General features: G+C 70.1%; 11 protein-coding genes. 5 read left to right on the top strand and 6 right to left on the bottom strand.

Annotated elements, in window-relative coordinates; genetic code table 11:
• Positions 1–23: 23 nt before the first annotated feature.
• From AC3ETA_RS37845 to AC3ETA_RS37825, 5 genes are all read right to left on the bottom strand, one after another.
• Entirely contained in the window at positions 24–1,280 is a 1,257-nt protein-coding gene (locus tag AC3ETA_RS37845) for a TIR-like protein FxsC (RefSeq protein WP_432197425.1), read from the bottom strand.
• Positions 1,277–1,933 carry a TIR-like protein FxsC gene (locus tag AC3ETA_RS37840; protein ID WP_432197424.1) on the bottom strand — a complete coding sequence of 219 codons (657 nt, stop codon included), beginning with the start codon at positions 1,931–1,933 and terminating at the stop codon, positions 1,277–1,279. Before AC3ETA_RS37840 ends, AC3ETA_RS37845 begins: the two co-directional genes overlap by 4 nt.
• Positions 1,899–2,774 (bottom strand): AAC(3) family N-acetyltransferase, encoded by an 876-nt coding sequence (locus AC3ETA_RS37835; RefSeq protein ID WP_432197423.1) that lies wholly within the window; start codon positions 2,772–2,774, stop codon positions 1,899–1,901. Before AC3ETA_RS37835 ends, AC3ETA_RS37840 begins: the two co-directional genes overlap by 35 nt.
• Positions 2,771–4,957, bottom strand: coding sequence for an FxsB family cyclophane-forming radical SAM/SPASM peptide maturase (locus tag AC3ETA_RS37830; RefSeq protein ID WP_432197422.1), 2,187 nt, complete (start codon positions 4,955–4,957; stop codon positions 2,771–2,773). Before AC3ETA_RS37830 ends, AC3ETA_RS37835 begins: the two co-directional genes overlap by 4 nt.
• A gap of 457 nt (positions 4,958–5,414) precedes the next feature.
• Positions 5,415–6,479, bottom strand: a complete 1,065-nt coding sequence (locus tag AC3ETA_RS37825) for a Strvi_7410 family MBL fold metallo-hydrolase (protein WP_432197421.1) — start codon at positions 6,477–6,479, stop codon at positions 5,415–5,417.
• A gap of 174 nt (positions 6,480–6,653) precedes the next feature.
• Between AC3ETA_RS37825 and AC3ETA_RS37820 the strand changes: the two genes are divergently transcribed.
• Together AC3ETA_RS37820 and AC3ETA_RS37815 are read left to right on the top strand one after the other, a co-directional pair.
• A complete protein-coding gene (locus AC3ETA_RS37820) occupies positions 6,654–8,111 on the top strand; it encodes an aldehyde dehydrogenase (RefSeq protein ID WP_432197420.1) in 1,458 nt (485 codons plus the stop codon).
• Positions 8,112–8,114: 3 nt separating this feature from the next.
• On the top strand, positions 8,115–8,348 hold the full coding sequence (locus AC3ETA_RS37815) for a ferredoxin (protein ID WP_432197419.1): 234 nt from the start codon (positions 8,115–8,117) through the stop codon (positions 8,346–8,348).
• A gap of 309 nt (positions 8,349–8,657) precedes the next feature.
• Here the strand turns inward: AC3ETA_RS37815 and AC3ETA_RS37810 are convergent, their stop codons facing one another.
• Positions 8,658–9,275 (bottom strand): TetR family transcriptional regulator, encoded by a 618-nt coding sequence (locus AC3ETA_RS37810; RefSeq protein WP_432197418.1) that lies wholly within the window; start codon positions 9,273–9,275, stop codon positions 8,658–8,660.
• Between the two features lie 210 nt (positions 9,276–9,485).
• On the opposite strand from AC3ETA_RS37810, the gene AC3ETA_RS37805 reads away from it, so the two are divergent.
• From AC3ETA_RS37805 to AC3ETA_RS37795, 3 genes are read left to right on the top strand one after another with little or no spacing between them, the layout of a single operon-like run.
• Positions 9,486–10,916: a glycosyltransferase family 4 protein gene (locus AC3ETA_RS37805; protein WP_432197417.1), complete on the top strand. Its 1,431-nt coding sequence runs from the start codon at positions 9,486–9,488 to the stop codon at positions 10,914–10,916.
• Positions 10,910–11,662 carry a class I SAM-dependent methyltransferase gene (locus tag AC3ETA_RS37800; protein WP_432197416.1) on the top strand — a complete coding sequence of 251 codons (753 nt, stop codon included), beginning with the start codon at positions 10,910–10,912 and terminating at the stop codon, positions 11,660–11,662. The genes AC3ETA_RS37805 and AC3ETA_RS37800 overlap by 7 nt, the downstream gene beginning before the upstream one ends.
• Complete coding sequence (locus AC3ETA_RS37795; RefSeq protein WP_432197415.1) at positions 11,659–12,729, top strand: prenyltransferase/squalene oxidase repeat-containing protein; 1,071 nt, start codon at positions 11,659–11,661, stop codon at positions 12,727–12,729. The genes AC3ETA_RS37800 and AC3ETA_RS37795 overlap by 4 nt, the downstream gene beginning before the upstream one ends.
• Position 12,730: the final 1 nt, after the last annotated feature.

Here is a 12,730-nt window from a genome sequence, read left to right as displayed (position 1 = left end):
CCACTTCACCTGCGCCGTTCTCGTCAGTCACTGGTTGGCCTCCGAACCCCGTGACTCCGCGCCGGATCGGACGACTGGCGCGGGGAAACATCCTGGATGGAATCGAGATACCGCAAATAGCAGCTTTTCGCCAACTCCGCGAATAGCCCGCCGAAGGCATCGGCCTTCCGGATGCCTCGTGCGGCGGTACCGCGAGCGGTGCGGGGCATCTCCCGTAGATGCCGGTGCCGGGACAGAGTCGTCTCCAGCAGTGACTGCAGCCGCGCCTCGTCGCGCTGGGTCTGTGGGTCGTCCTCGGCCAGCACTGCCATCACCGCCAGCCAGGGCCGGTTGGCCCGGACGATGTGCTGTACCTGCTCAGCGATCCGGAGATCGCCCAACACCCACGCGTCGACCACGAGGACTGAGGGAGCGATGGGCCTGGCGGGTTCTCGCGCGGAGCCTTCGTGGGCAATGCTCTCGTAGGCCTTCTCGATGGGGACCAGCTCCGGCTCGAATCCGAGATTGCGGGCGAGAGCGAAGGCCTGCTGGGTCAGCGTTCCGTGCGCTGTGCGATAGGGCCGCCATGACTCGGTATCCGGTCCGTAGGGGGCTGCCTCACGCCCCGGCGGGAGTCGGCTGGCGGTCGGCGCGACGACCGTGATCTGCAGGGTTGGCTTCGACGGTTGGGCCGCGAACGCGTCCACCAGGCCACGCCGATCAGTCAGCCGCTCGATGCTGACGGGTCGCGGAGGAGTGTCCTCCCACGCCCGCGTGATGCGCTGCGCCAGCCGTCCCAGGACCGCGCGGTAGGCGCGCTGGTCGTCTTCCTCCATCTCCATGAGCTGGAAGAGGCCGGACTCGGCGTAGCGGTCCTGGGCGTGCTGTTCCTCGGCCCCGCCCTCGCGCGGCAGATGGGGAGGGATGTCCAGGACGGCCATCGGCAGCGTGGTGCCCTGCCGGTGCGGGATCCACAGGACGGGGACCACGGCCCGGCCGTAGTCGGGGCCGACGCGTCGCTTGAAAGCCGTCCATTGGCGCCCGCAGAGCGGATCGGTGAAGTAGCGCGGCGCGTACAGCGGGACGAAGACACTGCTGGCTGTCAGCTTCGAGAGCCATCCATGGGACGCGGTGTCGGGACGGTCCACGTGACCGGCCTGCTCCGCGGGCACGCCGGTAAGGCGGGCCACCTGCTCACCGAGTTCCTCGAAGAAGGAGAAGACCGGCTGGTCGGCGGCGGCCCCCTGAGGACCCGGCGTGCGGGCGTAGCTGAGGAAGAAGACCGGAGTCGAGTCCGTCATGAGTCCCCCTGAGTACGTGGCGCGAAAACGTTGCTCAGATCGTCGAACAGCTTGACGTCGCAGGATTTGAGCCGGGCCGCCGTGGCGACGTCGACGATCCGCTCGGCGAGCCGCCACACGGTTCGCCGGTAGACGCGCCACTTGCCCGCCTCCATCAGACCCAGCAGCCCCATGCGCCGGTAGTCGTCTCCGAGATCGAGGTTGTACCACTGGAACGCCTCGACGACCTCGGGCATCACGATCCTGCCGGGAGACGTCCACAGCACCGGGAGGATCGCGCTGACGGTGTAGCGCTCACTGCGGTGGTGCTCGGCCTGCCGTCGGAGGAAGCCGTCGAACTCGACCCCGCACCAGTCACTGGCGAAATAGCGAGGCGAATACACCGGCATGAAGACCCGGCAGGTCGCCAGCGCCTCCTTCAGGTGCTTCTCCCACTCGCCGCCCAGGGGCATGCGCTTGTCGAGGAAGCCGATCGGAGTTTCTCCGTCGTGCGTGGTCAGTTGCAGGACGAACTGGCACAGCAGTTGATGGAATGCCTCCTGCCGCTCGTCCGGCGCACGCAGGCCGGCGGCGCCGGGCACCTGCGCGTAGCTATGGAAAAAGTACAGATCCTGGCTGTCAGCCGGGCGGCCCGATAAGTGGGATTCGGTCACCTGCGCTGCCCCCTCCAGCCGTGCGGTGTTCCTTGAACCATTCCACAGCCAAGTCCACCGAATGAGCCATAGGGAGGAGCCGGGCAATTCCTCCGCCCACTCGACCGCACCGCACGATGTGCGCCCCAGTGTCCGAGCGTCGGTGCTCCAGCCAGGCCCCAAGGTATGCGAAGTCCCCGTCGTCCAAGGCCACATCCTCGAAGGACAGCCATTGCCGCCCTGGTTCCCCGCCCGCCTGCCGTCCGTGGGCGACCACACAGTCGTAGCGCCGCAGGGGAGGGTCGGGCAATCGGTATTCGCCGAGGTGAAAGGCCGTGCACGACTCGAAGCCCACGCCCAGCAACAAGATGCGGGCGTCGAGCCTATAGAGGCGTCCCAGCGGAGAGGACTCCCCGAGGTGACAGGTGAGCGGGTGGTCCCGAGTCAGGGCAGCGGCAAGTGGGCCCGACGCGGCCAGCGACGTCTGGGGGTGAGTACTGCGCCGCGCCCCCGGCGTACGGCGCACCCACTCGGCGACCGCTCCCATGCCATCGCTGGGCGTGGTGGCCGCGTCGAACCCGGGCATCGTGTCCCGGAACGCGGCGATCTCCGACTGAGTCATGCCCTGGATTTGTCTGCGGTAGGTGGAGGAGGACAGCGAGTTGGCCGCCGTGAACGTCGGCACGACGACGGTGCCCGCAGGGCCGATGACGGCTCGCAAGCCTTCGACGACCGTCGCCGCTCCGTGTTCGGTACGGCCGATGCGGCGCAGCGAGGAATGCACCAGGACGATGTCGCCCGACCGCAGTCCGAGTGCCTGTAGGTCGTCGGCCAGCCCGGGACCCGTGTACGGCGTCGTCATGGGCCGGTCATCAGCGAGTGAGCGGCTGTCCTGATGTCTGTTGCCATGCGGAGGCCGGCTGAGGTGGGGGCGTCCGTCTCTGCCGCGAAGGCGTCCAGCGCGGCGAGGGTCTGCTTCCCCCAGAGTTCCGTCTCGGCCCGGGCGGCCCGTCCCTGACGGGCGTGCCATGCTCGGGCCACGGCCAGTCGGGCGTATGCCCGTCGCAGTGCCGCCTCCTGGCCTGTGCCGCCCAGGTCGAGCAGGTCGCGGAGGGCTGCGAACTTCGCGTATTGCCACTCTCGGAGCATGGCCGCGACGAGGTCCTGCTCGGTGTCGGTCGGCGCCAGCGCCAGAGCGCCGAAAGGCGGGCGGGAGGCGTCCTCCGACGGAGCGCTGTCGAGCAGCACCAGCGTGTTCACCCCGGCCGCCAGCGCGGCGGCTTGGTGTGGGTGCCGACGGGCAAGAGCGCCCCAAGCAGCTGCCAGAGACCCTCGCCAAGTCGCTGTGAGGCCGGCCGGAGTGCCGGTGTCCGTCGTGCGGGAATCGTTTCGCTGCAGTCTCACCTCCAACCCCTCGCTCGACAGGCGTTGCACGGGTTCCCAGCTCGCCGTGCCGCCGTCGGCCCGCCACACGCGCCCGCTGTTCGTGCCCAACCGGACTCTGTCTCCGGCCACGAGGGACCCGCGGGCGGGTAGCAGACGCAGTCGGCCGACCGACGGCAGAGGCACGACGCCATCCGCGCCGACTCGAACCGTGAGCTCCAGACGACACCGTGCGCGGACGGCTGTCGCCAGAGCCAGCCCTTCGAGGAGTTGGGTGTCCGGTACCGCCTGTCCGTGTGCGTCGGAGGAGCATGCCGCCACCGCCCAGGCATGAACCGCGGGGTCCGCGAGTACGACGTCCAGGTCTGGGCCGTCCAACTCCAGCAAGGCTTGCCAGGTGTCCTCCGAGCCGACGCCGGCGCGGAGAAGATAGGCCAGCATCGCGCGGCGCAAGTCCAGCTGTGCTTCCGACAGCCGCAGTACGGCCGCGTGCTCCAGCGCACCGCCGCCGGTGAGCGCGCCGATGTCGGCCGAGGGCACGGAGTGTCGTTGTGTCTTGGGGGCGGTCGACTGTATGTGCTGGATGAGCTTGAGCAAGTCGGCGCAATACACGGAGGGGTTGACGAATCCGGCACCGGTTCTGAACCGGTGCCCGTAGAGACCGCCGCCGCAGATGTTCACCACCGGGCATGCCCGGCACTGCGCGGACAGCCCGTCCAGGCCCAGGCTCCGGGCCTGGAAGCCGGTGTGTCGAGCGGCCTCGTCGAAGCTGTTGACCAGGACGTGATAGCCGGTCTCCGGGGCGCCCTCGGCCACCGTCTTGAGCCAGTCGGCCTGTTCGATCGCCCCGTCCGTCTCTATCACCAGGAGGTCGGGACTCCCGAGCCCGAGGGCCTCGGTGAAGCCGGGTTCGCCCGCCGCCGCGGCCTCCACCGACTCGAACAGGCGGACGCTGAACGGCCGGCCGTCCGCGTTCCACCGCTCGTACGAGGTGATCAGCCAGTCCGCATAGTCCGTGCCGCCGCGCGGTCGGGCCGGCGGGTGGTCCCATGTTGCATGGGGAAGGAGGAAGTCCACGCGCGGAGGCCGTACTTCGGCCAACGCGTCATAGACGTCGTCCGGGTCGTTGTTCACGTCCACGGTGCACAACAGGCCCGCGAACGCCGGACGGTGGGCGGGCTGTCCGAGCAGTCGAAGTGCCCGCACCGTGTCGTCGTAGCTCCCGGACCCGTCGGCCCGCACCCGGTGACGGTCGTGGGAGACCCTGTCTCCGTCCAGGGAGACGCCCGCGTGGATGCGCTCACGTACCAGGAGCGCGCAGAATTCGTCGTCGAGGAGCAGTCCGTTGGTCTGCATACGGAGGTCGAGCACCGTGATGCCGTCCAGCGAACGGCGCAGTTCGCGTGCCAGGGCAGCCAGTCGTTCGGGACCGGCGAGCAATGGTTCCCCGCCGTGCAACACGACGGTGACCCGCTTGAGCCGGTGCGCCCGGGCGTGCTCGGCGATGCGCTCGGCGGTGGCCCTGACGACGTGCGGCGCCATTACCCGGGGACGGCGGCGCCAGCTCTGATCTGCGTGTTTGTAGACATAACAGTGGTCACAGGCCAGGTCGCACCGACTGTGAACCTTCACTACGAACTGCCGGAAGGGCCGTGCTGCCATTGGCGCCGGCACGTCGTTCCGCTCCGTTTCAGATGTGGGAGTTGAATCCTGCGGAGGCGTTGTCGCCGATCGACGTGGCGCGCATGACGACCGACTCACTTCGGAGACTCAGTTTCGTGAGCTGCTCGCGACTGGGGTGGTCTGCCTTGCCCGCGGCATGAGGGGCTTCACCCACTGCGCGTGCGGCGGCGCGGTTCTCTACGTCGCTGTGCATGACAGTTCCCCTCGGGTGATGCGCCCCGGAGCACCTAGAACCCGCAATTGTGTCGCGTCCCGTACTGGGTATTCCGGCAGCGGCGTCGGCAACTCGACACCTTCATGCTGCATTCGCGCAAGGCCCATGACAAGACGACCTCCGGCCAACCCCGTTCGAGGAGAACGGCCTTGTGAGCGCAGGTAAGAGCACTGCTGTGCGACATGAGCACAGCGGTCCTGGTACCCGGCAGACCTTCTGTTCTCACACCGCCACATAAGCCACCGGCTTACTCCCCGCCACCGCCTCCGCCCTCCCCAGCTTCACCAGCCGCCTCAGATGCGCCTCGGCCTCCGCGATCGCGATGTTGCGGGAGGGGTACGGGATCTGGGCCCAGGGGCGGTTCCACTCCATGCGTTCGGCGAGTTGCCAGGGGGTGAGGGGAGTGGCGAGGAGGGTCAGGAGGCCGGTGAGGCGGTCCTCGTGGTGGGTGAGCAACTCGCCGACACGGGCGGGTGCGTCGGTGAAGGTGTGCTGGTGGGCCGGGAGTACCTCCGCCGGGGTCAGGGCGGCGACGCGTTCCAGGGAGGCCAGGTAGTCGCCCAGCGGGTCCGTGACGTCCGCCACGCTCGAATGCCCTCGCGCGGGGGGACCCCCATGGTCGTCGGGGTCCTCGTACAGGCCGATGTGCGGGGTGATCCCGGGGAGCAGGTGGTCGCCGGAGAAGAGGCGGCCGTGGCCGCGGAGTCGGGCGGGGTGGTCCTCCTCCAGGTGGAGGCAGACGTGGCCGGGGGTGTGGCCCGGCGTCCAGATCGCGCGCAGGCGGCGGCCGGGAAGGTCGAGGAGTTCGCCGGGGACGATCTCGCGGTCGGGGTCGGCCGGGGTGAAGCCGGGCATCGTGCCGGGGCGGCGGGCCGTGCGCAGCGGGGCCACGTGGTCCTCGGGGGCGCCGACCGCCGTGAGTTTGGCCGCCATGTAGGTGAACCAGCGGTCGGGGCGGGTCGTGCGGGTGCGCCGTACGATCGCCGCGTCCGCCGCGTGCATCGCGATCCAGGCGCCCGAGGCCTCGCGCACCCTGCCCGACAGGCCGTGGTGGTCGGGGTGGTGATGGGTGATCACCACACCGTGGATCGCGCCGGGCGCGGTGCCGCACGCCCGGAGGCCCTCGGTGAGGGTGTCCCAGGACGTCGGGTCGTCCCAGCCGGTGTCGACGAGCACCGGGCCCCGGTCGGTGTCGACGACGTACACCAGGGTGTGGCCGAGAGGGTTGTCGGGGATGGGGACCCGGATCGACTTCACGCCGCCGCCGTGGTCGTACATCTGCGCCATGGGTTCCCCAATCGCCGCGACACGTTCCGGCCGACCGGATCACTATAACTAGAACAGGTTCCGATGGGAGCCCGAGTCATCTACGTGCGGTCCGTGGACTACTCCGGACGGAACTGGTATCAGTGCGTAGATCTGATGGATCGTCAGAGTCGCGCTCCGGAGAGGCAGTCGGCCATGACCGAGCTCGTGGAACACGGACAGCTGTTCATCGGCGGGGAGTTGACCGACCCCCTGGGCAAGGACGTCATCGAGGTGATCTCGCCGCACACGGAGGAGGTCATCGGACGCGTGCCGCACGCCTCCCCGGCCGACGTCGACCGGGCCGTCGCCGTGGCCCGCAAGGCGTTCGACGAGGGGCCCTGGCCACGGATGAGCCTCGACGAGCGGATCGAGGTCGTCACCCGCATCAAGGACGGGATCGCCGTTCGGCACGAGGAGATCGCGCGGGTCATCTCCTCCGAGAACGGCTCCCCGTACTCCTGGAGCGTCCTCGCCCAGGCGCTTGGCGCGATGATGGTCTGGGACGCGGCGATCACGGTCGCGCGGAACTTCACCTACGAGGAGACGCGCGACGGGGTGCTCGGCAAGATCCTCGTGCGACGCGAGCCGGTCGGGGTCGTGGCGGCCGTGGTCCCCTGGAACGTCCCGCAGTTCGTCGCCGCCGCCAAGCTCGCACCGGCGCTGCTCACCGGCTGCACGGTCGTCCTCAAGCCGTCGCCCGAGTCGCCGCTCGACGCCTGTCTCCTCGCCGAGATCGCGAAGGACGCCGGGCTGCCGGAGGGGGTTCTGTCGATCCTGCCTGCGGACCGTGAGGTGAGTGAGTATCTCGTCGGGCACCCCTCGATCGACAAGGTCTCCTTCACCGGCTCGGTGGCCGCCGGCAAGCGCGTCATGGAGGTCGCGGCCCGCAATCTCACCCGTGTGACGCTGGAGCTGGGCGGCAAGTCGGCGGCCGTCGTCCTGCCGGACGCGGACGTCGAGGCGACCGTCGCCGGTGTCGTGCCGGCGGCCTGGATGAACAACGGCCAGGCGTGCGTCGCCCAGACCCGCATCCTGCTCCCGCGCTCCCGCTACGACGAGTTCGCCGAGGCCTTCGCCGCGGCGGCCGGCGCGCTGGTGGTCGGCGACCCGCTCGACCCGGCGACCCAGGTGGGCCCGCTGGTCGCTCAGCGGCAGCAGCGCCGCAACCTCGACTACATCCGCATCGGGCAGGAGGAAGGCGCGAAGATCCTGGTCGGCGGCGGGCGCCCGGCGGGGCGGGACAAGGGCTGGTACGTCGAGCCGACGCTCTTCGGGGACGTCGAGAACTCCATGCGGATCGCCCGTGAGGAGATCTTCGGGCCGGTGATCTGCCTCCTTCCCTACGGCGACGAGTCCGAGGCCGTGAAGATCGCCAACGACTCCGACTACGGCCTCAGCGGCAGCGTCTGGACCGCCGACACCGGGCACGGGATCGAGATCGCGCGGCAGGTCCGTACCGGGACGTACTCGGTGAACACCTTCAGCCTGGACATGCTGGGCCCGTTCGGCGGCTACAAGAACTCCGGACTGGGGCGGGAGTTCGGGCCCGAGGGCTTCGGCGAGTACCTGGAGCACAAGATGATCCACCTCCCGGCCGGCTGGGAGGCGTAGGGGATGGGTGACCGCTGGCACGTCGAGGTCGACCGGTCGGTGTGCATCGGCTCGGCCCAGTGCGTCCACCACGCCCCCGACGCCTTCCGCCTCGACACCGGCCGCCAGTCCCACCCGGCCGACCCGGAGACCGACGCGCACGAGCAGATCCTGGCGGCGGCGGAGAGCTGCCCCGTCGAGGCGATCGTGATCACGCTGCTCGGGAGCGGCGAGCCGGTGTTCCCGCCCGAGGAATAGCGCCAGAAATTTTCCCTTTCGGGGGGTTCATTTCCGGGCATTCGTTCTATTCTGGAAGTCGGCCTACGAGGCGAGTGAGGGAGTCCGACCGGAGTAGCCGACTCTGGCGAGAGACACAGGGTTTCCGCCGGTGCCGACGTCGACGGTCGGGCTGAGAGGCCGGAAGGCCGTACGCGGCGTACGGCCGGAAGGCGACCCCCATCACCTGATCCGGACCATGCCGGCGAAGGGAACCCGTCTCGTAGGTCCTTCTCGCGCCGCGGCGGGGCCCCGCCCTCGCGCAGGTCCTGCTCGTGCCACCGGGGCTCGTCAGCGCCCTTCCGGGCTCGTCAGGTCGATCAAGCGGCACACCGTCTCGATGTCGATCTTCACCTGGGCGATCGAGGCGCGGCCGGACAGCCAGGTGATCAGGGCCGAGTGCCAGGTGTGCTCGATGACCCGGACGGCGGAGAGCTGCTCGGGCGTCGGGTTCTCCAGACCCATCGCGTCCAGGATGATCACCGTCGTCTGGCGGGAGACCTGGTCGACCTCGGGCGAGACGCTGCGGTCGGCGAAGGTCAGCGCACGGACCATCGCGTCGGCCAGATGCGGCTCGCGCTGCAGGGCGCGGAACGCCCGCATCAGGGTCTCCGCGACCCGCTCGGCGGCGGTCGCGCCCTGCGGCGGCTTCTTCCGGAGCGTGCCGTGCATGTGCTCCAACTGGTCCTGCATCGTGGCGACCAGCAGATGCACCTTGGACGGGAAGTAGCGGTACAGCGTGCCGAGCGCCACCTGCGAGGACTCCGCGACCTCGCGCATCTGGACGGCGTCGAAGCCGCCCCGGCTGGCGAGCTGCGCGCTGGCGTGCAGGATGCGTCGGCGACGGGCCTCCTGCCGCTCGGTGAGAGGCGGTGAGGAGGGGCTCGCGCTACTGGCTTCCGCAGGCATGGATCCCGTTCCGTGACAGTCGGTGAGGGTGAGTGACCGGACAGAGCATGCCAGGGCCTCGGCCGTGGCGTGAATCACCTGATCCATCGCTCACAGCGGCGCTACCTGCCGGTAGATTCAGAGCCTCTTGAACGATCAAGTCTGAAACTTGTTCTAGATTAGCGTCCCGGCGTAATCTCGCGGGACAGTGCAGGGAGAAGGGGGTCCGGAGTGACCGCTGGGGCCAGGGAGGCCGGGTCCCCCGAGGACCTTGCCGCCGACGGCGAGCGACCGCTCGGCATCGCGCTTCTCACCTATAAAGGGAACCCGTTCTGCGGCGGCCAGGGCGTCTACGTACGTCACCTCTCCCGCGAGCTGGCCCGCCTCGGCCACCGCGTCGAGGTCATCGGCTCCCAGCCCTACCCCGTCCTCGACGAGGGCGCGGAGTACGCCGGCCGGCTGACCCTCACCGAGCTCCCCAGCCTCGACCTCTACCGCCAGCCCGACCCCTTCCGCACACCCGGACGCGACGAGTACCGCGACTGGATCGACGCGCTGGAAGTGGGGACGATGTGGACCGGCGGCTTCCCCGAGCCGCTCACCTTCTCGCTCCGTGCCCGCCGCCTGCTGCGCGCCCGCAGCGGTGACTTCGACGTCGTGCACGACAACCAGACCCTGGGATACGGCCTGTTGGGCGACGTCGGCGCGCCCCTCGTCACCACCATCCACCACCCCATCACCGTGGACCGCCAGTTGGAGCTGGACGCGGCGGACGGGTGGCGCCGGCGGATGTCGGTGCGGCGCTGGTACGCCTTCACCCGGATGCAGAAGCGCGTGGCGCGCCGCCTGCCGTCCGTCCTCACCGTCTCCGGCACGTCGCGCCAGGAGATCGTCGACCACCTCGGCGTCGCCCAGGACCGCGTCCACGTGGTGCACATCGGCGCCGACACCGACCTTTTCTCGCCGGATCCCTCGGTCCGGCGGATCCCCGGCCGCATCGTCACGACCTCCAGCGCCGACGTCCCGCTCAAGGGCCTGGTCTTCCTCGTCGAGGCGCTCGCCAAGGTCCGCACCGAGCACCCCGACGCCCACCTCGTCGTCGTCGGCAAACGGCCCACCGAGGGACCGGTCGCGCAGGCCGTCGAGCGCTACGGCCTCGAAGGCGCCGTCGAGTTCGTCAAGGGCATCTCCGACGCCGAACTCGTCGACCTGGTCCGCTCGGCCGAGGTCGCCTGCGTGCCCTCGCTGTACGAGGGCTTCTCCCTGCCCGCCGCCGAGGCCATGGCCACCGGGACGCCGCTCGTCGCCACGACCGGCGGGGCGATTCCCGAGGTCGCCGGACGCGACGGCGAGACCTGTCTGGCGGTGCCGCCGGGCGACGCCGGTGCACTGGCCGCCGGGTTGAGCCGACTGCTGGGCGAGTCGGAACTGCGGGCCCGACTCGGCTCCGCCGGACGTGAGCGGGTGCTGCGCCACTTCACCTGGGCGCGGGCCGCCGAGGGGACGGTGGCCCGGTACCGCGAGGCGATCGCCGGCTCCCGGAAGCGGCCGGACGGCGGGACACCCACCGCGAGCACGACACCGGGCCGCTCCACGGCCCCGCAGGACTTCGCCACCAAGCAACTCGCCGCATCCAACCCCGAAGGCAGGGCCTCGTGCTGACCGTCGACTTCTCCCGGTTCCCGCTCGCCCCGGGCGACCGCGTCCTGGACCTCGGCTGCGGGGCGGGGCGGCACGCGTTCGAGTGCTACCGGCGCGGCGCCCAGGTCGTGGCCCTGGACCAGAACGGTGAGGAGATCCGCGAGGTCGCGAAGTGGTTCGCGGCGATGAAGGAGGCGGGGGAGGCCCCCGAGGGCGCCACCGCCACGGCGATGGAGGGCGACGCGCTCGCGCTGCCCTTCCCCGACGAGTCCTTCGACGTCGTGATCATCTCCGAGGTCATGGAGCACATCCCCGACGACAAGGGCGTCCTCGCCGAGATGGTGCGGGTGCTCAAGCCGGGCGGCCGGATCGCCATCACCGTCCCGCGCTACGGCCCCGAGAAGGTGTGCTGGGCGCTGTCCGACGAGTACCACGAGGTCGAGGGCGGCCACATCCGCATCTACAAGGCGGACGAACTGCTCGCGAAGATACGCGGGGCGGGCCTCAAGCCGTACGGCACCCACCACGCCCACGCGCTGCACTCGCCGTACTGGTGGCTGAAGTGCGCGTTCGGCGTCGACAACGACAAGGCCCTGCCGGTGCGGGCGTACCACAAGCTGCTGGTCTGGGACATCATGAAGAAGCCGCTGGCCACCCGGGTCGCCGAGCAGGCGCTGAACCCGTTGATCGGCAAGAGCTTCGTGGCGTACGCGACCAAGCCGCACCTGCCGCGGCTGTCCGAGACCTCCGAGGCGGCCGCCCAGTGACCACCCCCCGGACAGAACACCTCGTCCTGCCCGGGGTCCTCACCGCCGAGGAGGCCGCGGCGACCGTGGCCGGCATCCTCGCGGTACAGCGGGAGGACGGGGCGATCCCGTGGTTCCGCGGGCACCACCTCGACCCCTGGGACCACGTCGAGGCCGCGATGGCGCTGGACACCGCCGGCGAACACACGGCGGCCGAGCGGGCGTACACCTGGCTGGCGACCCATCAGAACGACGACGGGTCCTGGTACGCGGCCTACGCGGACGGCGCCTTCGACGACGTCACCGACACCGGGCGCGAGACCAACTTCGTCGCCTACATCGCGGTGGGCGTGTGGCATCACTACCTCTCCACCGGCGACGACACCTTCCTCGACCGCATGTGGCCGTCCGTCTACGCCGCCGTCGAGTTCGTCCTGCAACTCCAGCAGCCCGGCGGGCAGATCGGCTGGCGGCGCGACGAGGACGGCACGGCGAACCCGGACGCGCTGCTCACCGGTTCCTCCTCGATCCACCACGCCCTGCGGTGCGCCCTGGCCATCGCCGAGCAGCGTGAAGAGCCGCAACCGGACTGGGAGTTGGCCGCGGGCGCGCTGCGGCACGCGATACGCCGGCACCCGGAGCGGTTCCTGGACAAGGACCGCTACTCCATGGACTGGTACTACCCCGTGCTGGGCGGCGCGCTGACGGGCACCGAGGCCAAGTCCCGTGTGGAGGAGGGCTGGGAGCGTTTCGTCGTGCCCGGACTCGGGGTCCGGTGCGTCGTACCGAACCCGTGGGTGACGGGCGGCGAGTCGGCCGAACTCGCCCTGGCCCTGTGGGCGATGGGCGAGTCCGACCGGGCGCTGGACATCCTGCAGTCGATCCAGCATCTGCGGGATGCCGAGAGCGGGCTGTACTGGACCGGGTACGTCTTCGAGGACGCGGCCGTCTGGCCCCGCGAACTCACGACCTGGACCGCCGGTTCCCTGCTGCTGGCCGTCGCGGCGCTCGGCGGGCACGAGGCGACCTGCGCCGTGTTCGGCGGGGACCGTCTGCCCGCGGGGCTGGACCCGGACTGCTGCGGCTGAG

The organism is Streptomyces sp. bgisy027, assembly GCF_057710365.1.
Note: the sequence above shows the minus strand (reverse complement) of the source record. Positions and strands in the feature narration are given on the sequence as shown.